Origin of the sequence: Amycolatopsis sp. CA-161197 (assembly GCF_050942255.1) — a bacterium.
Classification (GTDB): Bacteria; Actinomycetota; Actinomycetes; order Mycobacteriales; family Pseudonocardiaceae; genus Amycolatopsis.
In genome coordinates this window covers 6,958,154-6,976,877 of sequence record NZ_CP192059.1, presented here as the reverse complement: position 1 = coordinate 6,976,877, position 18,724 = coordinate 6,958,154, and the positions used below count along the sequence as shown (strand labels likewise).

Annotated in this window: 16 protein-coding genes; 8 read left to right on the top strand and 8 right to left on the bottom strand. The window is 71.6% G+C overall.

The features are described from left to right. Positions 1-4: 4 nt before the first annotated feature. Positions 5-733 carry an IclR family transcriptional regulator gene (locus ACQPXB_RS32625; protein WP_432845567.1) on the bottom strand — a complete coding sequence of 243 codons (729 nt, stop codon included), beginning with the start codon at positions 731-733 and terminating at the stop codon, positions 5-7. A gap of 170 nt (positions 734-903) precedes the next feature. Here ACQPXB_RS32625 and ACQPXB_RS32620 point away from each other — a divergent pair, with 170 nt between their 5' ends. The 5 genes from ACQPXB_RS32620 to ACQPXB_RS32600 all read left to right on the top strand — a co-directional run bounded on the left by ACQPXB_RS32620 (position 904) and on the right by ACQPXB_RS32600 (position 6,860). Then, positions 904-1,971 (top strand): cupin domain-containing protein, encoded by a 1,068-nt coding sequence (locus ACQPXB_RS32620; RefSeq protein ID WP_432856879.1) that lies wholly within the window; start codon positions 904-906, stop codon positions 1,969-1,971. After that, positions 1,968-2,822 (top strand): fumarylacetoacetate hydrolase family protein, encoded by an 855-nt coding sequence (locus ACQPXB_RS32615; RefSeq protein WP_432845566.1) that lies wholly within the window; start codon positions 1,968-1,970, stop codon positions 2,820-2,822. Before ACQPXB_RS32620 ends, ACQPXB_RS32615 begins: the two co-directional genes overlap by 4 nt. Beyond that, a complete protein-coding gene (locus tag ACQPXB_RS32610) occupies positions 2,819-3,595 on the top strand; it encodes a maleylpyruvate isomerase family mycothiol-dependent enzyme (protein WP_432845565.1) in 777 nt (258 codons plus the stop codon). Before ACQPXB_RS32615 ends, ACQPXB_RS32610 begins: the two co-directional genes overlap by 4 nt. A 195-nt stretch (positions 3,596-3,790) precedes the next feature. After that, positions 3,791-5,242 (top strand): UbiD family decarboxylase, encoded by a 1,452-nt coding sequence (locus ACQPXB_RS32605; RefSeq protein ID WP_432845564.1) that lies wholly within the window; start codon positions 3,791-3,793, stop codon positions 5,240-5,242. Positions 5,243-5,273: 31 nt separating this feature from the next. Next, positions 5,274-6,860, top strand: coding sequence for an MFS transporter (locus ACQPXB_RS32600; protein WP_432845563.1), 1,587 nt, complete (start codon positions 5,274-5,276; stop codon positions 6,858-6,860). Between the two features lie 125 nt (positions 6,861-6,985). Here ACQPXB_RS32600 and ACQPXB_RS32595 read toward each other — a convergent pair whose 3' ends face one another. Genes ACQPXB_RS32595 through ACQPXB_RS32580 form a run of 4 tightly spaced genes read right to left on the bottom strand, consistent with a single transcriptional unit; the run spans position 6,986 to position 10,552 of the window. Then, positions 6,986-7,846 carry an alpha/beta fold hydrolase gene (locus ACQPXB_RS32595; RefSeq protein WP_432845562.1) on the bottom strand — a complete coding sequence of 287 codons (861 nt, stop codon included), beginning with the start codon at positions 7,844-7,846 and terminating at the stop codon, positions 6,986-6,988. After that, positions 7,843-8,922 carry an amidohydrolase family protein gene (locus ACQPXB_RS32590; protein ID WP_432845561.1) on the bottom strand — a complete coding sequence of 360 codons (1,080 nt, stop codon included), beginning with the start codon at positions 8,920-8,922 and terminating at the stop codon, positions 7,843-7,845. Before ACQPXB_RS32590 ends, ACQPXB_RS32595 begins: the two co-directional genes overlap by 4 nt. Continuing rightward, positions 8,919-10,043, bottom strand: coding sequence for an amidohydrolase family protein (locus ACQPXB_RS32585; protein ID WP_366589945.1), 1,125 nt, complete (start codon positions 10,041-10,043; stop codon positions 8,919-8,921). The genes ACQPXB_RS32590 and ACQPXB_RS32585 overlap by 4 nt, the downstream gene beginning before the upstream one ends. Continuing rightward, positions 10,040-10,552 carry a Rieske (2Fe-2S) protein gene (locus ACQPXB_RS32580; RefSeq protein ID WP_432845560.1) on the bottom strand — a complete coding sequence of 171 codons (513 nt, stop codon included), beginning with the start codon at positions 10,550-10,552 and terminating at the stop codon, positions 10,040-10,042. The genes ACQPXB_RS32585 and ACQPXB_RS32580 overlap by 4 nt, the downstream gene beginning before the upstream one ends. A 281-nt stretch (positions 10,553-10,833) precedes the next feature. Here ACQPXB_RS32580 and ACQPXB_RS32575 point away from each other — a divergent pair, with 281 nt between their 5' ends. The 3 genes from ACQPXB_RS32575 (at position 10,834) to ACQPXB_RS32565 (ending at position 14,398) form a co-directional block, all read left to right on the top strand. Beyond that, positions 10,834-12,153: an MFS transporter gene (locus ACQPXB_RS32575; protein WP_432845559.1), complete on the top strand. Its 1,320-nt coding sequence runs from the start codon at positions 10,834-10,836 to the stop codon at positions 12,151-12,153. 101 nt (positions 12,154-12,254) lie between these two features. After that, positions 12,255-13,736: a histidine kinase gene (locus ACQPXB_RS32570; protein WP_432845558.1), complete on the top strand. Its 1,482-nt coding sequence runs from the start codon at positions 12,255-12,257 to the stop codon at positions 13,734-13,736. Then, positions 13,733-14,398, top strand: coding sequence for a response regulator (locus ACQPXB_RS32565; RefSeq protein WP_432845557.1), 666 nt, complete (start codon positions 13,733-13,735; stop codon positions 14,396-14,398). The genes ACQPXB_RS32570 and ACQPXB_RS32565 overlap by 4 nt, the downstream gene beginning before the upstream one ends. A gap of 103 nt (positions 14,399-14,501) precedes the next feature. On the opposite strand, the gene ACQPXB_RS32560 is transcribed toward ACQPXB_RS32565, so the two are convergent. The 3 genes from ACQPXB_RS32560 to ligM all read right to left on the bottom strand — a co-directional run bounded on the left by ACQPXB_RS32560 (position 14,502) and on the right by ligM (position 18,565). Continuing rightward, positions 14,502-15,938, bottom strand: a complete 1,437-nt coding sequence (locus ACQPXB_RS32560) for an MFS transporter (RefSeq protein WP_432845556.1) — start codon at positions 15,936-15,938, stop codon at positions 14,502-14,504. Between the two features lie 66 nt (positions 15,939-16,004). After that, a complete protein-coding gene (locus ACQPXB_RS32555) occupies positions 16,005-17,015 on the bottom strand; it encodes a LysR family transcriptional regulator (protein WP_432845555.1) in 1,011 nt (336 codons plus the stop codon). A 146-nt stretch (positions 17,016-17,161) separates the two neighbouring features. Then, positions 17,162-18,565, bottom strand: coding sequence for a vanillate/3-O-methylgallate O-demethylase (gene ligM, locus ACQPXB_RS32550; protein ID WP_432845554.1), 1,404 nt, complete (start codon positions 18,563-18,565; stop codon positions 17,162-17,164). Between the last annotated feature and the right edge of the window lie 159 nt (positions 18,566-18,724).

Below are 18,724 nucleotides of genomic sequence, written 5' to 3'. Positions count from 1 at the left end.
CGCGTCACCGGGCTCGGGCGCTGAGCGCCTCCCGGACGTCGCCGCAGGTCCGGAGCAGGTGCGCGGCCATCGCCTCGGAGCCCGCCGAGGCGAACCTCGCCGTGGGGACGGCGACCGCCAGTGCGACCGGCTGACCGTCGATGACCCCGATCGACGCGCCGATCGCCGTGACGCCGGGCTCGCTTTCGTCCTGGTTGAGTCCGAAGTGGTTGCGGCGGACCGCATCGAGCTCTCGGTGCAGTGCCGCGACGTCGTGAATCTTCTCGCCGGGCCAAGCGGGTAGCCCCGCCGTGTGCAACGCGGTGACCTCCGCCGGGTCGAGGTCGGCCAGCATCGCTTTGCCACCGGACGTGCGGTACGCCGGCATTCGCGAGCCGGTCCGCAAGCCCACCCGCAGCGGGTGGTGGCTCTCGATGCCGTCGACGAACCGGACTTCGGCCGCGGCGCGGACCATGAGGTGCACGGTCTCGCCGACGTCCGCGTGCAGGCGCTCGAGGTACGGCCGGACGCGGTCGGCCAGCGGCGGCGCCCAGCCGGGGGTGGCCAGGGCGAGCAGCTCCGGCCCGGGCCGGTACTGCCGCTTGTCGCCGCGCACCGCGAATCCGCGCTCGCACAGCGTCGACAGCAGCCGGTGCGCGCTCGACGGTGCCACACCCAGTTCCCGGCTCGCCTCGGTCACCGTGATGCGGCCGTGTTCGGACAGCAGGGTCAGCAGCGTCAGCGCCCGGTCCACCGCTTCGATTCGATACGGGCCGGAATTCCGCTCCACAGAAAAACCATACGTCGCCTTTGCGTTGTCCGGAAGGCTCTGCCTACGCTCCGGGAAGACCGCCGAACGCCAGAGGAGTGCGCATGTCCCCGGAGACGGAGCAGGTGATCGGCCGTGGCCCGGCCGCGAACGAGATGACCAGTGGGGACAGTCCGGAGCTGACGGAGCTGTACCGGGACTTCGAGTCCGAGCACCTCATTCCACTGTGGACGCAGATCGACGACCTCATGCCGATGCACCCGAAACCGAAGGCCGTGCCGCACGTGTGGCGGTGGTCGACGCTCTACCCCCTGGCGGAGCGCGCCGGGGAGCTGGTGCCGGTCGGGCGTGGCGGTGAGCGCCGCGCGATCGCGCTGGCCAATCCCGGCCTGCCGGGTCTCGCCTACGCGAGCCCGACGCTGTGGGCGGCGATCCAGTACCTCGGCCCGAAGGAGGTGGCGCCCGAGCACCGGCACTCCCAGAACGCGTTCCGCTTCGTCGTGGAGGGCGAGGGCGTGTGGACGGTCGTGGACGGTGACCCGGTGCGCATGTCCCGCGGTGATTTCCTGCTCACCCCCGGCTGGCGTTTTCACGGCCACCACAACGAAACCGACCAGCCGATGGCCTGGATCGACGGCCTGGACATCCCGTTCACCCACTACGCCGACGTCGGCTTCTTCGAGTTCGGCGCGGACCGGGTCACCGACGACGCGACCCCGAACTTCTCGCGCAGCGAGCGGTTGTGGGGGCACCCGGGCCTGCGTCCGCTTTCCGGACTGCAGGACACGGTGTCCTCGCCGATCGCCGCCTACCGCTGGGCGCACACCGACGCGGCGCTGACCGAGCAGCTCCTGCTCGAGGACGAAGGCCAGCCCGCGACCGTCGGGCCGGGCCACGCCGCGGTGCGCTACGTCAACCCGACCACCGGCGGCGACGTCATGCCGACGATCCGCGCCGAGTTCCACCGCTTGCGCGCGGGCGTCGAGACCCGGGCGCGGCGCGAGGTCGGGTCCAGTGTGTTCCAGGTGTTCGAGGGCCGCGGCGAGGTGGTCCTGGACGGCGTCGAGCACCGGCTGGACAAGGGCGACCTGTTCGTCGTGCCCTCCTGGGTGCCCTGGTCCCTGCGCGCCGAGAGCTCGTTCGACCTCTTCCGCTTCTCGGACGCTCCGATCATGGAACGCCTGCACTTCCACCGCACTCACGTCGAAGGAGAAGAGCGATGAGACTGGCGACGATCCGGATCGGCGGGACGACCGCCGCCGTACGGGTTGACGGCACGACGGCGATCGAGACCGGGTTCGCCGACGTCGGCGCCCTCCTGCAGGCGGGTGGTCTGGACCGGGCCGCCACCGCGGACGGTGCGCGGCACGACTTCGGCACCGCCGATCTCGCGCCGGTCGTGCCGCGGCCCGGCAAGATCGTCTGTGTGGGGCTGAACTACCGCAACCACATCCTCGAGATGGGCCGCGAGCTCCCCGAGTTCCCCACGTTGTTCGCCAAGTACCCCGAAGCTCTGGTCGGGCCCCGCGACGAGATCCTGCTGCCGCCGGAATCCGACCGGGTCGACTGGGAAGGTGAGCTCGCCGTCGTCATCGGCACGAGCGTGCGCCGGGCCTCGGCCGACGAAGCGGTGGCGGCCATCGCCGGCTACTCGGTGCTCAACGACGTCACCATGCGCGACTACCAGTACCGCACGGCCCAGTGGCTCCAGGGCAAGACGTGGGAGAACAGCACGCCACTCGGGCCGGTGCTCGTGACGCCCGACGAACTGCCCGCCGGCGCCCGGCTCGTCACGTCCGTCGACGGCGAACAGCTGCAGCAGACCCCGCTCGACGACCTCGTGTTCGACGCCGGGGAACTCGTGCGCTACATCTCCACGATCGTCACCTTGCAGCCGGGTGACGTCATCGCCACCGGCACACCCGGCGGCGTGGGGCACGCGCGCAAGCCCCAGCGTTACCTCGCACCGGGCCAGACGCTGACCACGCGCATCGACGGGATCGGTGAGCTGGTCAACGTCGCGGTGGCGGAAAAGGTGAGCGGCGGGCCGGATCGAGCCGCGGCCGGCGCATGAGCGTCACTTCCGAGGACGCGGCGCGCGCGGCTCTGCGGGAACGGCAGGGGCCCGGCGCCCGCTACGACTCGCCCCACGCGCCCGCCCACGAACTGCTCTGGGCCCGGCGCGGCACGGCGTACTTCGCGCGCAAGCTCGGTGAACTGTCCGACGCCGAGCTCGACGAGCCCAGCCTGCTGCCGGGCTGGTCCCGCCGGCACATCCTCGCCCACGTGGGCTACAACGCCCGGGCTCTGACGCGGCTGCTCACCTGGGCGCGGACCGGCGCCGAGACCCCGATGTACGCCTCGGCGGAGCAACGGCAGTCGGAGATCCACGCGGGGGCCACCCTGCCGGCCCGCGCGTTGCGGAGCCTGGTCGCCCACGCCGCCGCGCACCTCGACACCGAGTGGCGCGACCTGCCGGACACCTCCTGGGACGCGGAGGTCCGGACCGCGCTGGGCCGGCTGGTGCCGGTCCGGGAGACGGCGTGGATGCGCACCCGCGAGGTGTGGGTGCACGCCCTCGACCTGGCCAACGGTGCGACCACCCGGGAGTTCCCCGGCGATCTGCTCGACGAGCTGCTCGCCGATGTGCTGCGGGGATGGCGCCGGCGGCAGGAGCCGGTGCACCTGGTGCTCGCCCCCACGGGCCGGGCGCCGATCGTCCTGGGGGAGGGCGGCACGACCGTTTCGGGTGATCTGCCGGATCTCGTGCGCTGGGTGACCGGCCGCGGAACCGCCGGTGTGGTCACGGAAAGCGGCGAGTTGCCGGCGCTTCCGCGCTGGTTCTGACCCCTGCGGGGGAACGAGAGAAGACTCCGGCGCGGGTTCTGTGCCGGTCTACTGTGGACTTCGTGGGAATTTTTCCCCGTCGCGGCGGGTCACCTCCGAGGTGAATCGCGCCGTCCCGCACAGAAGAATTGTCCGACGGCAAGATTCCGGGACCGGACGGCTTCAGCCTACCGTCGTGCCCAAAAGGAGTGAGGCGTGTACAACGACTATCCCAAACCCCACGAGGACTTGCGCGAGCTGGTCGACCGGATCGACAAGCTCGGCCAGCTCGTCCGCGTCCCGGAGGCCGATCCGGACCTGGAGCTGGGCACGTTGATCGAGCTGGTCGCCCATCGCGGCGGCGAGGGCGCACCGGCACTGCTGTTCGAGAAGCTCGCCGGTGACGGCAAGGGGTTCCGCGTGCTCTCCGGCGCGACCAACTCCGCGCAGCGGCTGGCGTTGACGATGGGCTTTCCGCGGCCGGACCACCCGTTGGACGCGGTGAACTCCTACCGGGAACGGATGCAGACCCACCAGCCGATTCCGCCGTCCGAAGTGGACAGTGGTCCGGTGCTGGAGAACATCCTGCGCGAGGGCGAGATCGACCTGACCGCGATCCCGGCGCCGCGGCTGCACGAGCTGGACGGCGGGCGCTACCTCGGCACCGACGACCTGGTCATCATGCAGGATCCCGACGACGGCTGGGTCAACATCGGCACCTACCGGTCGATGGTCCAGGGCCCGGACCGGACCGGGTTGTGGATCTCGCCGGGCAAGCAGGGCCGGCAGATCCGGGAGAAGTACTTCGCCCAGGGCAAGCCGTGCCCGGTGCTGATCTCGTGCGGCCACGACCCGTTGCTGTTCCTCGCTTCCGGCAACGAGCTGCGCTGGGGACTGTCCGAATACGACTACGCGGGCGGGCACCGGGGCGCCCCGATCGAGGTGGTCCGTTCCGAACTGTACGGACTGCCGATGCCCGCCGCGGCGGAGTTCGTGATCGAAGGTGAGCTGCACCCCGGCGAGACGGCGCCCGAAGGGCCGTTCGGCGAGTTCACCGGCTACTACGCCGGCGGCCGCAGCGAGCAACCGGTGGTGCGAGTTCGCCGGGTCTACCACCGGGACAACCCGATCCTCACGGTCGCGTCGCCGATCCGCCCGCCGTCGAACTTCTCCTACAGCAAGTGCGTGATGAAGGCCGGCATGGTGTGGGACGAGATCGAGCGGGCGGGCCTGTCCGGGGTCCGGGGCGTGTGGTGTCACGAGGCCGGCGCGGCCCGGATGTTCACCGTCGTCTCGATCAAGCAGGCCTACGCGGGGCACGCGAAGCAAGCCGCGCTGCTGGCCGCCTCGTGCCAGTCCAGCTCGTACCTCGGCCGTTTCGTGGTCGTCGTCGACGACGACATCGACCCCACCAACACCTTCGACGTGCTGTGGGCCATGTCCACGCGCTGCGATCCGGCTCAGGACATCGACCTGATCCGCGGCACGTGGAGCGGCCCGCTCGATCCGCGCCTCGACCGCGCGACCACCACGAACTCGCGCGCGCTGATCACCGCGGTCCGTCCGTTCGGCCGCGAGTTCCCCGCCGTCGCGGAGGCCTCACCCGAGCTGCGCGACCGGGTCGCGGCCAAGTTCGCCGAGCTGCTCGACCGGCTCCCCACTTCCTGATCCTGGGACCGACGCTGAAAGGACAGCGGAGATGAGTTCCTCGACCTACGAAACCGACGGCGCCAGCGTGGTCGCCGTTCCGAAGTCAAGACCTGACGCGAAACTCGGCTTCGCGACGTTGTTCGCGGCCTGCCTGGCCGTGTGCGTCGCCGAGATCACCATCGCCATGCCGACCGTCCTCAACGGACTCTTCCAGAGCCGGCTGCACGCCGACGGCAGCGAGATCGCCTGGATCACCGACGCCTCCCTGCTCCCGGTCACCGCGCTCGCCCTCACGTTCGGCGTGCTGGGCGACAAGTTCGGCCGCAAACGGCTCCTGGTGCTGGGTGCCGTGGCGCTCATCGCCGGGCACCTCGTGACGGCCACCGCCGCCGGCACGGGCCAGCTGTGGACCGGCCGGGCGATCGCGGGGCTCGGCGCGGCCGCACTGTTCCCCACCTCGCTGGCCGTGGTCGCCATCGGGACCCGCACCGGCCACGAACGAGCGCGCGGTGTCACGCTGTGGGCGGCATCGCTGGCCGCGGGGGCCGCACTGGCCCCGGTGATCTCCGGGATCTCCGCCGACAACGGATCGTGGAAGTGGGCGTTCGTCGTCGTGATCGTGCTGTCCGCGCTGAGCGGCATCGTGAGTATGTTCGCGACGGACTCGCGGGCGCCCGAAGGCCGCTCGCTCGACTGGCCGGGCCAGATCACGATCGCGATCGGGTTGTTCGCGCTGCTGTACGCGGTCATCCAAGGCGGTACGGACGGCTGGGGCAGCACGGCCGTGGTGGTGGCGTTCGTGATCGCGGCGGTGTTCCTCGCGCTGTTCGTGGTCGTCGAACTGCGTTCGCCGGCCCCCTTGCTGCGGCTGGACGTGTTCCGCAACCGGGCGTTCACGGTGTCGGCTTTCGTGACCGTGGTCGGCATGTTCAGCTTCGTGGCCACGGCCTACAGCACCAGCATCCGGCTCGGTCCGGTCCAGCACCAGAGCCCGCTGCTCGCCGCGGCCGCGTTCGTGGTCCTCAACGGGGTGACGCTCGTGGTCGCCCCGCTGACCTCCCGGCTGATCGAGCACGTCAGCCCGCGCTGGATCCTCAGCGGCGGCTTGCTGCTGACCGGCGTCGGCGATCTCTGGGCCTCGACGGTGCCCATCACGGACCGGAGCCTGGGCTCGCTGGTGGGGCCCCTGCTGGCGGTGGGGCTGGGGTTCGCGCTGACGGTGACGTCGATCAGCGCGGTGGCGGTCAACACGGTGCCGGTGCGGCTCGCGGGCATGGCGAGCGGCGCGACCAGCCTGCTGCGGGACTTCGGGTTCACCCTGGGCCCGGCCGTGATCAGCGCGGTGGCGCTGAGCCGGGCGGCGGGGGACTTCACCACGTCGCTCGCGGCCAGTGCGCTGCCCGAGCATGCCAAAGCGGCCGCCGCGGCCGTGGCGAAGGCGGGAGGTCCGCTGGCGGTGAATTCGGCCCCGCCGGCCGCGCCCCAAGCCGCGGCGGTCCGGCTGGCCGTGGATGCTCTCGGGCACGGCTACTCGCTCGGCTACCTCATCAGCGGTATCGCGGCCGTCGTCGCCGCGCTGCTCGCCGCGGCGACCCTGGGCCGCACGGTCAAGCCGGCGGAGGAATCGGGGGAGTAGGCCCACGTCGGCGGTGACCCGTTCTCGCCACCTCCCGCCGTGCCCCGTCGCGGGGTCCCGCCGACCTGGCGGAACCCCGCGACGGTCGCGAAATCGGTACCCACCGGGACCCGCACCAGTGGCGGTCACGGCCGCAGCAGGGTCCGCAGCGCCGTGAAGGTCTCGGCGGGGCGCTCCTCGGCGAGGTAGTGCCCGCAGTCGAGAGCGTGGCCGTCGGCGGTGGGGGACCAGGCGCGCCACGTCGGGAGCACGGCGGGCTCGCGGCCGAGCGGGCCGTGGCGGCCCCAGAGAACGAGGGTGGGGCAGGTGATGAACCGCCGGCCCCGGTCGGCCTCGTCGTCGGCGACGTCCACCGTGGCGCCGGCCCGGTAGTCCTGGCACACGGCGTGCACGACGTCGCGCCGGTGGTAGGCGGCGCGGTACGCGGCGAGTGCTTCCGGAGCGAAGAGGTGCTCGCTTCCGCGCAGGAAGAAGGCGTCGGGGTCGGCGGCGATGAGGCGTTCGGGCAGATCGCCCGGCTGGGCCAGGAAAAACCAGTGCCAGGCCGAGCGCGCGAACGCGGCGTCGACGCGGGCGAAGACGTCGGCCGTGGGCAGGATGTCCAGCACGGCGAGCGCGGTGACCGCGGCGGGGTGGTCCAGGGCGAGCCGGTACGCGCAGCGGGCGCCGCGGTCGTGGCCGACCACCGCGAAGCGGGCGAACCCGAGAGCCGCCATCACCGCCACCACCTCCGCCGCCATCGCCCGTTTCCCGAACGCCGCGACGCCGGCGCCCGGCGGGGCGACGCTGTCGCCGTATCCGGGCAGGTCCGCCAGGACGACGGTGTGGTCCCGTGCGAGCGCCGGCGCGACCAGGTGCCACATCGCGGACGTCTGCGGATAGCCGTGCAGCAGCACCACGGGCGGACCCGAGCCCGCGATGCGGACGTGGAGCCGGCCGCCCGCAGGCGTGGAGACGGAACGGTCCGCGAAACCTTCGAGGATCACGCGCCGAACGAGTACCAGGCGTCGGCGTTGCCGGCCAGGACCCGCTCCCGTTCGCCGTCGGTCAGCGCCGCCAGCAGCCGCTGCCCGCCGGTGCCGTGGTCGTGCGGATGATCGCTGGCGTACATCAGCATCGTGCCCGCGTCGAAGAGGTCGAGCGCCGGCCTGACCTGGAGCGGGTCCTGCGGCAGGTGCGCCGGCGCCGTGGTGAGCCGCAGGTGCCGCCGCGCGACCTCCGAAGGTTTGCCGGTCAGCCACGGCACTTCGCGCCAGACGCCCTTCCAGTCCTTGTCGAACCGCCACAGCAGGGCCGGCAGCCACGAGAACCCGCATTCCAGCAACGTCACCCGCAGCTCGGGCAGATCGGCGAAGGCGCCTTGGGTGATCAGGCTGGTGACCTGCGCCTGCACGAGGATCTGCGAGTTGGCGAGGTAGTCCTCGAGGTAGGTGTGGGTGAGCCCGCTCGGGGTCGGCGCCTGGCCGAGCCGCCCCCACGCGTGCAGGCCGACGACGAGACCGTGCTCGGCGGCGGCGCGGAGCAGCGGGCGGTGGCGGGTGTTGCCCCACGGCGCGTCGGTGCGCACCGGCAGCAGCACCTGCACGATCTGCGGGTGGCTGCCGAGGCGGTCGATCTCGGCGACTGCGGCCGCGGTGTCGAGGGTGGGCACGACCATGCTCGCCCGCAGCCGGCCGTCGCGGCTCAGCCACTTCTCGACGAGCCAGTCGTTGACCGCGCGGGTCAGTGCGGCCTCGTAGTACGGGTTGCGGTTGCAGTGGAACGACGTGGTGCAGTTCAGCACGGCGAGCTTGAGCGATTCCGCATCCAGCACCGCGGAGCGCACCTGCTCGACCTCGGTCGCGGGCAGGAGACCCGCGGCCCGCGCTTCGGGCGTGGCGCTGGTGGGTGCGAGCGGCGGGTATGCCCCGCCCTGCGACGGTGACAGCGTCTGCCCGCCGTCCACGAGGTACTCGCGCCAGTACTCGTCGAGGAACGGCGCCAGCTCGGCCAGTGACGCGGGTGCGCAGTGCACGTCCGTGTCGACGGTGCCGATCGCGATCCCGGCGGAGGACACGCTCATCGCGTCCCCTCCGTGGCTCGCGCCGGCAGCCCGTACAGCCGGCAGGCGTTGGCCCCCATGATGTTTTCCCGCGCCTCGGACGGGAACAGCCGCGGTGCCAGCCGCGGGGAGTCGAAGTCCCAGTGCGGGTAGTCCGAGGCGAACATGATCCGATCGGTCATCCCGACGTGCTCCAGTGCGGTGGCGAGGTGGCGTGGGTCGTCCGGCTCTTCGATGGGCTGCGTGGTGAACCAGAGGTGCTCGCGGAGATACTCCGAAGGCGGCTTGCGCAGGTGCGGCACGTCGGCGCGCAGCCGCGGCCACGCCTCGTCGAGCGCCCACATCAGCGGCGCGGCCCAGACGATCCCGCCCTCCACGCAGATCACCTGCAGCGACGGGAACTCCTCGAAGACGCCTTCGCACAGCAGGTTCGTGACCAGCGCCGCCATCATGTTGCCGTTCCAGACGTGCTCTTCGAGGTAGAACGACGGCCACCCGGCGCCGCGGTGCTGCTCGATCCCGCCGGTGTGCGCCGCGACCGGGAGGCCCGCGTCGGCCGCGGCCCGGTAGATCGGCCAGTAGCGGCGCGCGCCGAACCCGGTCTCGCCCCCGGTGGGCAGGAGCACCTGCACGAACCGCGGGTCGCCGGCGCGCCGTGCGATCTCGTCGGCGGCGAGGTCGGGGGACTCGGTCGGGATCGCGATCGAGCTGCGCAACCGCGGTTCGGGCGCGAGCCACTCCTCGGCCAGCCAGTCGTTGAGCGCGCCGCAGAGAGCCGCGGAGTACCGCGGTTCCTCGGCACCGAAGGTGTGTCCCTGCAAGGGGATCAGGACTCCGTGGTCGACGCCGAACTCGTCGAGCAGCTGCGCCTGCGTCGTGCCCAGGTCGCTGCCGGGGATGCCGCCCGCCTCGGGCCACGAGTCGAGCCGGAAGCCGGCGTTGCGCACGCGCGGGTAGAACTCCGGCGGGTTCGGCACCCGTCCGCCGAACAGTTCCCAGCGTTCCCGGTGCGCTCCGCTCAACCGGGCCCGGATCTCCGCGGCCGGTGCGCTCGGATGGATGTCGGTGTCGACGATCGGGTATCCGGCCCGCGTGGCCGCGGCGCCCGGCGACGACGCACCGGTGGGCAGCGTGCTTGTCATGACGCACCTCCGACTGGGCCCGGCCTGGCCGCCGGGTGTGGGCTGGTCTCGACCACCACGTAGGCGTCCTCGACGCGGACGGGGTAGGTCTCGGTGACGTACGGGCCGGGGCGGCGCCCGCCCTTGGCGCCGGGCTCGGGAGCCGAGACCTGATCGGGCGCGACGGTGCCTTCCCCGACGCGAGGCTCCACGGACACCGAGTACGTGCGGGCCGGCGGCTCGCCGGGGCCGAGGAACGACTGGCCGGTCTCGAGGTCGTACTCCCAGCCGTGCCACGGGCAGGCGAGGAGGGCCTCCTCCTCGGCCATCGCGTACTCGCCCGGCGCGGCGGAGCTGACCCACGGCTTGGTGCGGCCGAGGCACAGCGGCCCGCCCATGTGCGGACAGTGGTTGTTGATCGCGTAGAAGCGGTCACCGACCCGGAACACGCCGATCGACCTGCGCCCCGCCTGCACGATCCGGCGCTCGCCCGGCGGGAACTCGTCGAGTCGCGAAACGACTATCTTCACGGTTCGGACTGTAAGGAGCCCGCCGCGTCCGGCGGAAGCAGAAAGTCGGGATACGCGATATCAACGGCGTGAATACGCACTCGTTCGGCGTAGCCGGCCCGCGCGGTGTGACTGTCCTCAAAGGACATTCTCGATCAGTGGCACCGCGACAAAAGACGTAGGCCGGATGAGCCGTCGCGGCCGTGCCCGGCACGCCGTTCTCTGCTTTCCTCGGTGGGACGTGCGGTCCGGTTCGTCCGGTGTGCCGCACGGGCCGAACCGCCCGCGAGGAGTACGGATCCATGGCCGACCCAGCACCGTCGACGCGTCCGTCGAAGAAGACCCTCATCGCCGCGAGCCTCGTCGGCACGTCGATCGAGTGGTACGACTACTACATTTTCGGGACCGCCGCGGCACTGGCGTTCGGATCGGTGTTCTACCCGAAGTTCTCCTCCGCCGCGGGGACGCTCGCGGCGTTGGCGACGTTCGCGGTCGGCTTCGTCGCCCGCCCCCTCGGCGGCGCGGTGATCGGGCACTTCGGCGACCGGATCGGGCGCCGGTCGATGCTCGTGCTCACCCTGCTGCTGACCGGCGGCACGACCACGCTCATCGGCGTCCTGCCGACCTACGCCGCGATCGGCGTCGGTGCGCCGCTGCTGCTCGTCCTCCTGCGAGTGCTGCAGGGCTTCGGGGTCGGCGGGGAATGGGGCGGCGCGGTCCTCATCGCCTCGGAGCACGCCGGCCCACGCCGCCGCGCGGTCTACGGCAGCTTCGCGCAGTTCGGCGTGCCGGTCGGGGTCCTCACGTCCAACCTCGCCTTCCTGGCCGTGTCCGGCCTGTCCGACGCCGACTTCCTGGCCTGGGGCTGGCGGATCCCGTTCCTGCTCAGCGTTTTCCTCGTGGTGGGCGGGCTCCTGGTGCGCAGCCGGCTGCAGGACGCGCCGGAGTTCACGAAGGCCAAGCGGGAGCGGGCCACGAACCGGGCGCCGTTCGCCGAGCTGGTCCGCCGGCAGCCGGTGACGCTGGTCCTGGCGAGCCTGGCCTCGATCGCTCCGCCCGCGATCGGCTACACCGTGACCGTCTACATGCTCACCTACGGGACGACCGTGGTCGGGTTCGACCGGACCACCCTGCTCTGGCTGATCCTGGCCTCGACGGCGATCTGGATCGGGGCGATCGTGCTGGCCGCCCTCGCGAGCGACCGGTTCGGCTCCCGGCGGGTGTACGTGCTCGGCGCGGTGACCGCCGTGCTGTGGCCGGTGCCGATGTTCCTGCTGGTGGACACCGGCGCCGCGGGCCCGGCGTTCGTCTCCTTCGCCGTCGCCGCGCTCGTCCAGGGCATCATGGCCGGGGCCCAAGGCGGGCTGTTCACGGAGATCTTCGACGTGCGAGTGCGCTACAGCGGGATTTCGATCGCCTACCAGCTCGGCGGGATGGTCGGCGGCGCGGTCACGCCGCTCGTCGCGACCGCGCTGTTCGGGGCGAGCGGATCGTCGACCGCCGTCGCGCTGTACGTCGCCGCGCTGTCGCTGGTGAGCCTGGTGGCCGCGGTCGGGCTCAGCGTCCGGCGCGCGACGTCGACGGAAGACCGGTCCGCCGCATCGGTGCGGCCGTCGGCGTGATTTGCCCTGCGGCACCGCATAATGGGGCCATGCCAGGGCAACGGAGTCCGAGCGGAACCAGACCGGAACTGTCGCCGGAAGATCTGCACGCCCTTGTTTCGGTGTCCGCCGACGGGCTCGCCGTGCTCGACGCCGCGGGGCGGTTCGCCGCCCTCAACGACTCGGCCGCGGCCCTGCTCGGTTCGGCCGCGGCCGACCTGATCGGCGAGCCGGCACCGTTCGCGCCCGATCCCGTGGCGCCCGGCTCGGCGGACCCCGGCGCAGTGGCGCCGGACGGTGGCCGGCAGCTCGTGCGCTGGCCGGTGCCGGGCGGACGGGTCCTGGATCTCGAGTACCGGCTGACGCCGCTGTCCGGCGGCGGGCAGGCGGTCTGGTTCAGCGACCGCACGGATGTCCGGCGTCAGCAGGAGCGGCTCACCGCAATCGCCCGAGCCGCGTCCAGCGTGGCCGGGGCGTTCTCGCTGCGGGCCACCCTCGACGCGGTGGCCCGCGAGATGGTGATGACGGCCAACATCGTCGCCGTCCAGATCCTGGCGCTCGACGATCCGGCCGCCGACCTGCGCATCCTCGGCATGGCGGGATTCGGTCCGGCCGAGGATTTCGTCGACCGCCTCAGCGCGTGCCGGCGGCTCGGGGCGCACGTGCGGTTCTTCGACGCGTTCGTCGGCCGCGAGCCGGTGGTGCAACCGCACCGCAAGGCCGCGATCATGGCCGACCCGGCGTGGGAGCCGCTGCACGAGATCATGAACCGGCCGGACTGGGACGGCTTCGTCGCGATGCCCATGGTGGTCCGCGCCCGCACCGTCGGCGTGATCAACGCCTACTACCGCGCCGGGGAGGACCCGGGCGCGGGTTCGCTCGCGTTCCTGCAGGCGATGGCCGACCACGCCGCCGTCGCGATCGACACGGCGTCGTTGCTGGCCCAGACCCGCACGCGCGTGCAGTCGGACGAACGCCGCCGGCTGGCCCGCGATCTGCACGACTCGGTGGTCCAGCAGCTCTTCTCGATGCGCATGCAGGCGAAGGCGCTGCGCCGCCGGCTCGACGGCCGCGACGCCGAGCTGGAGCACATCCGCCCGATCGCCGAGGAGCTCGCCGAGCTGTCCGCCAGCGCACTCTCCGACCTGCGGCTGCTGGTGTTCGAGCTGCGGCCGCTGGACCTCGCCGAACACGGCCTCGTCGCCGCCGTGCGCGCGCACGCCGAGAGCGTGCGCGTTCGGACCGGGCTGGTCATCGACGTGGTCACGGCCGACGAGCTGCGGATGACCGGCGCGCTCGACGTGCAGGAGGACCTGTACCGGATCGTCTGCGAGGCGGTGCACAACGTCGTGAAGCACGCCCGGGCGTCAACCGTCGAGGTCGGTCTCCGCGTCGAGGCCGGCGACCTCGTCGTGCGGATCCGGGACGACGGCGCCGGTGGCGGCGAGCCCCTCGGCAACCGCGAACAGCTGGGCCTGGTGTCCATGCGCGAGCGCACCGAGCGCTGGGGTGGGCGGTTCGCGGCGGGGCCGGGCCCCGGCGGGGGCTGGACGGTGCGGGCGGCGGTGCCGCTGCGGCGGGTGTGGGAAGAGGCGACCGGATGAGCCCCGAAGTGATCCGGATCGTGCTCGTCGACGACCACGTGGTGGTGCGGCGCGGGCTGCGCGCGTTCGTCGAGATCGAGCCCGCTCTCGAAGTGGTCGGCGAGGCAGGGGACGGAGAGCAGGCGATCGAGCTGCTGCGCGAATGGCGGACGCTGGAGCGGCCATTGCCCCACGTGGTGCTGATGGACCTGCAGATGCCCCGGATGGACGGCGCGGAGGCGACCAAGCGGATCCTCGCCGAGCACCCGGACGTGAAGGTCGTGGTCCTGACCAGCTTCGGCGAGGCCGAACGCGTGCACACCGCGCTCGCCGCGGGAGCCGCGGGCTACCTGCTCAAGGATGCCGAGCCCGAGGAGGTCGCCACGGCCATCCGCGCCGCCGCGGCCGGTGAGGTCCACCTCGACTCGGCCGTGGCCAAGCAGCTCACCCGGCGGATGGCCGCGCCCCGGGTCGGGCTCTCGGCGCTGACCGCGCGCGAGCGGGAGATCCTGGTGCTCGTAGCACGGGGCTTCGCCAACCGGGAGATCGCGGACACGCTGGTGATCAGCGAGCGCACCGCGCGCACGCACGTCAGCAACGTGCTGAGCAAGCTGCAGCTCTCGTCCCGCACGCAGGCGGCGCTGCTGGCGATCCGGGAGGGGCTGACTCCGCCACCCGGGTGATCTCGGGCGCCGGGATTTCCGTGCCGAGAAAGGAATTCCGCGTCGCGACGGAGGGCTTCCCGGGTGCGCGGGAAGCCCTCCGTCGGCCACGGTGTCCGGTGGTTCAGCCGGCCGCGGTGGTCTCCTCGCGCGGAGGCCTGGTCACGTCCGTGGCGCCGTCGGCGGCCGCGGTGACGGGACTCAGCGAACCGTCCGCGGTGGCCGGGAGCCGGCGCTGGAAGCGGCCCAGCACCAGGAGCGCGGTCATCATCACGACGGGGAACACGGCGAACACGAAGAAGGTGCCCTGGGCACTGAGGCCGTGGTCCAGGAGCACCCCGGCGAGCCACGGGCCGAGCATCGCACCGAGCTTGGACACCGAGGTCGCCCAGCCGGCGCCGTTGGCCCGGATCGCGGGGCGGTAGAAGATGCCCGAAATCCCGATCACCCCGCCGTGACCGCCGATGATGAACACGTTCGACAGCAGCAGCACGAACACATACGCCAGGGCCGAGAGGTGGACGAACCCGATCACGAGCAGGCACGGCACCGCGAGCAGCGGCATGATCGCGATGGTCCCGGCCCCGCGGCGGTCGATGAAGCGGCCGATCAGGACCTGTCCCAGTGCACCCGCCGCGGAGGTTCCCGCGGCGAGGGTGGCGGCCGCCGACACGCTGAAGCCGATCTGCTCGTTGAGGATCGGGCCCCAGAACGTCAGGTAGAACACGACCGTGGCCGAGCAGAAGTAGGACGCCCACACCAGTGTGGTGAGCACTGCCAGCCGCCCGCGGAACAGGGCCACCGGGGTGAACTGCTTGCGCTCGACGACGTCGGTCCCGACGACGTAGGTCGCGTCGTCCGGCAGCGACAGCCCGGGCCGCACGCGCAGCAGGGTGCGCTTGATCCGGTCCGGGGCGAGGCCCTTCTGCGCCAGGAACTTGACCGACTCCGGCAACGCCGGCACCACCGCGGCGAGCACGAGAAGTGACGCCGCACCACCGACGAGGAACACCGACTGCCAGCCGAAGCGCGGGATCAGCAGGTTCGACAGCGGGCCGCCCGACGCGCTGCCGATGCTGTAGCCGACCATCACGATCACCACGGACGTCGACCGCAGCCGGATCGGGGCGAACTCGCTGACCAGTGCCCACACCGGCGGGAGCGCGCCACCGACGAACAGCCCGGTGACCAGGCGCAGCAGCACCAGCTGGGGGTAGTTCTGCGCGAAGGCGACCAGGACCATGAAGATCCCGAACCCGGCGACCGACACGACGATGGCGGGCTTGCGGCCGATCCGGTCGCCCAGGTAGCCGATGACGATCCCGCCCAGCAGGGTCCCGACGACCCCCACGGTGCCCAGCGTGCCGAGCTCGGTGTTGGTCAGGTCGAACGATTGTTTCAGATAGCGGCCCGCGAAAGAGATGACTTGCAGGTCGAAGCCGTCCAGAAACGCGACCAGCCAGGATACGGAGAAGAGCGCGGTCCAGAACTTCCCCACTTTCTGGTTCTCGATCAGGGGGAGTACGTCGATGATCGGTCTGCTCGTCGTTGAATTCGACAAGGCACACTCCTTTGTGTGCTCGGGCCAGTGTGCTTCACCGTGTTTCGCAGATTGCCAGTATGTGGCTCACGGAGCGGGGTTCGGTAATAAATCGTCTGCACCCGCCGCATAACCGCCGTGAATACCCCGTTCGGGTTCACGAAGGCCGTCCGCGGCCGTGGAAAGCACAGTGCGCAGCCACGTGTGCGTGCGTTCGTCGGTGTTCTTGCGGTGCCACCAGAGGATCTCGACGATCGGGGGTGGATCGCCGGGGTAGGGCAGGATCCGCAGATCACCGCGGTCGGCGAACTGGGCGGCGAGCCGGTGCTGCATCACCGCGACCCGGTCCGTGCCCGCCACGAAGTACGGCGTGGCCTGGTAACTGTCCACTCGCACGGCGACCTGGGGCTGCGTGCTCAGCTCGGCGAGCACGGGCGCGAGCGGTGAGCTCGCCGGGTACCCGTCGTCGGGGTGGTTGGGGATCACCCACGGCATCCGTTCGAGGTCCGCGAGCCGGGGCCGCCCGCCCACCGGGTTGTCCGCGGCCACGACGCACGACCAGTGGTCGCGGAACAATTCCCGCCCGTGGATTTCGTCGACCTTGAACGCGGATTTCGGGGCGGAAATGATCGCGTCGATTCCGCGCAGCGTTTCCGGCAGGTCCGCCGGCAGCTCTCCTTTGGCCACCTTGACGCTCAGCCGTGCGTGTGGCGCCGCCGCGTGGAGCGTGCGCGACAGCTGTTCGCCGAACGCGGCGAGCACGTAGTCGTTGGTCAGAATGGTGAATTCACGCTCGGTGTCTTCAGGGTGGAATTCCGGTTCGGGCGAAAAGAGCCGTTCGAGACTCAGGTACACCGGTTCGATCTCGGCCGCCAGCTTCTCCCCGAGCGGGGAGAGCACGAACCCGGTGCGAGTGCGTTCGAGCAGTTCGTCGCCGAAGTGCCGGCGCAGCCGCCCCAGCGCGGCGCTGGCGGCGGGCTGGGTCACCCCGACCCGCTGGGCCGCCCGGGTCACGTTCTGCTCGCGCAGCAGTTCCCGCAGGATGACGAGCAGGTTCAGGTCGATGTTCGCGAGCGAGCCGACACCCCGTCGGGCCACGTCTGATCACCACCGGGCGGTCACGTGTGGTACGGGCCGGCCCGGGGAGGGCGACGGCCCCGGCCACCGTACTACGGCCGGCCCGCGGCGGGCAGTGTGGCGAAAGCCCGGTCCCGCCGCGGGGGCGCGGTGTGCGCACGGCGGGTTCAGACCGTGACGGCGGAGCGCCAGCCGGGGTGATAGCTCTCGCGCGCCATCGCCGAGTACGGCGCGGGACTGACGATGGCCCGGACGGAGAACTGCTCGTGCGGCTGCACGGTGGTCTTGCGCGACCCGCCGTCCGGCTCGCCCCAGACCACGCGGACCTCCGCGCCGAGCGGCACGTCCGGGTTGACCGTGGCGAGCGACAGGGCGGCGCGCTCGTTCGCGCTGTAGCCGGTGAACAGCGACAACCCGATCCGGTTGCCGTCGGCGTCGAGCACCGAGTCGAAGTTCGACGAGCCGTAGTTGGCGTTGGGCAGGTCGAAGAACTGGTAGCCGGGACCGTCCGGGTCGACGGGTGAGGCGAGCAGGGTGCCCACGTCTTCGGCGTTCCACGCGAGGGTGACCTTGCGCCGCTGGCTCTCCGGGTCGATCGCGGCGAGCGCGTCGCGGCCGATGAAGTCGTGGTCGAACTTGACGAACGAGCCGTAGCCGAGCTCCCAGGGGTTGAGGTAGTAGTCCTCGATCCGGTCGGACACGAAGCTGCCGGCCAGCGCGTTGGTCGCCTCGTAACTTCCGGCGCCGAGCCATTCGCGGTACGGGCGCAGCCGCTCGCCGGTGTAGATCGCGGGCAACGGCGACGGGATCCAGCCGGACTCCAGCGTGTTGCACGAGTACGCGCGCGCCCCGGCCGGCTCGAGCCCGAACTCACGGCCGGCGTCCAGGATGGTTTCGCGCACCTCGTCGTAGGTCTCGTACGGGCCCCACAGCTCCAGGCCGGGCGCGCCCGCCATGCCGTGCCGCAGGGTCCGGACCTGCCGGCCGGCGACGTTCAGGTGTCCCATGCGGAAGAACCGGACCTGCTCCACCGGGCCGCCGTGGACCTTCTCGATCACGGGCCAGGCGTTCGGGCCCTGGATCTGGAAGCGCCACAGGTCCCGCGTCACCGGCTTGCCGTACGGCCGCGAAGGCGAGCGCTGGTCCAGCTTCAGCTCGACGTCGTAGCCCTGGCCGGCGTGGAAGGTGAGCCAGTTGGCCACCGGGGCGCGGCCGACGAACACGAACTCCTCTTCGGCCAGCCGGAACAGGATGCCGTCGCCGATCACCCCGCCGTCGGGCGAGACGGGGACGAACTGCTTGGCCGAGTCGACCGGGAACTTCGCGACGCTGTTGACGCCGGTGTCGGAGATCAGCTTCAGCGCGTCGGGACCGGAGAGGAAGAGGTTGACCATGTGGTGGGTCTGGTCGAACAGCACGGCCGTGGACCGCCAGGCGAGCACCTCGCGGCGGAAGTTGGTGAACTCGGCCGGGACGACCGGGTAGATGTAGGCGCCGAGCTGGGAATTGCGGAGCAGGTCCACCGTGTTCCCCGCCTGATCGACCACGTCCTGCAGGCTTTTCGCGCTCATGTGCGGTCCGTTCTCGTGCGACGGGTGTCCGGGTCCCGGCGGCGGTCGCACGCCACCGGGGGGCCGAGGACCACTCGCCGGTCCTGGGCTGCCCCGTTGGACGGTAGGCCGCGGGGGCCCCGAGCGTGAGGTCCGGCAGGCCGGTCTCGGCTACGTCAT

Coding starts and splice junctions, on each gene's coding strand:
- ACQPXB_RS32620 (WP_432856879.1), top strand. CDS start 904: ATGACCAGTGGGGACAGTCCGGAGCTGACGGAGCTGTACCGGGACTTC.
- ACQPXB_RS32615 (WP_432845566.1), top strand. CDS start 1,968: ATGAGACTGGCGACGATCCGGATCGGCGGGACGACCGCCGCCGTACGG.
- ACQPXB_RS32610 (WP_432845565.1), top strand. CDS start 2,819: ATGAGCGTCACTTCCGAGGACGCGGCGCGCGCGGCTCTGCGGGAACGG.
- ACQPXB_RS32600 (WP_432845563.1), top strand. CDS start 5,274: ATGAGTTCCTCGACCTACGAAACCGACGGCGCCAGCGTGGTCGCCGTT.
- ACQPXB_RS32590 (WP_432845561.1), bottom strand. CDS start 8,922: ATGAGCGTGTCCTCCGCCGGGATCGCGATCGGCACCGTCGACACGGAC.
- ACQPXB_RS32585 (WP_366589945.1), bottom strand. CDS start 10,043: ATGACAAGCACGCTGCCCACCGGTGCGTCGTCGCCGGGCGCCGCGGCC.
- ACQPXB_RS32575 (WP_432845559.1), top strand. CDS start 10,834: ATGGCCGACCCAGCACCGTCGACGCGTCCGTCGAAGAAGACCCTCATC.
- ACQPXB_RS32565 (WP_432845557.1), top strand. CDS start 13,733: ATGAGCCCCGAAGTGATCCGGATCGTGCTCGTCGACGACCACGTGGTG.
- ligM (WP_432845554.1), bottom strand. CDS start 18,565: ATGAGCGCGAAAAGCCTGCAGGACGTGGTCGATCAGGCGGGGAACACG.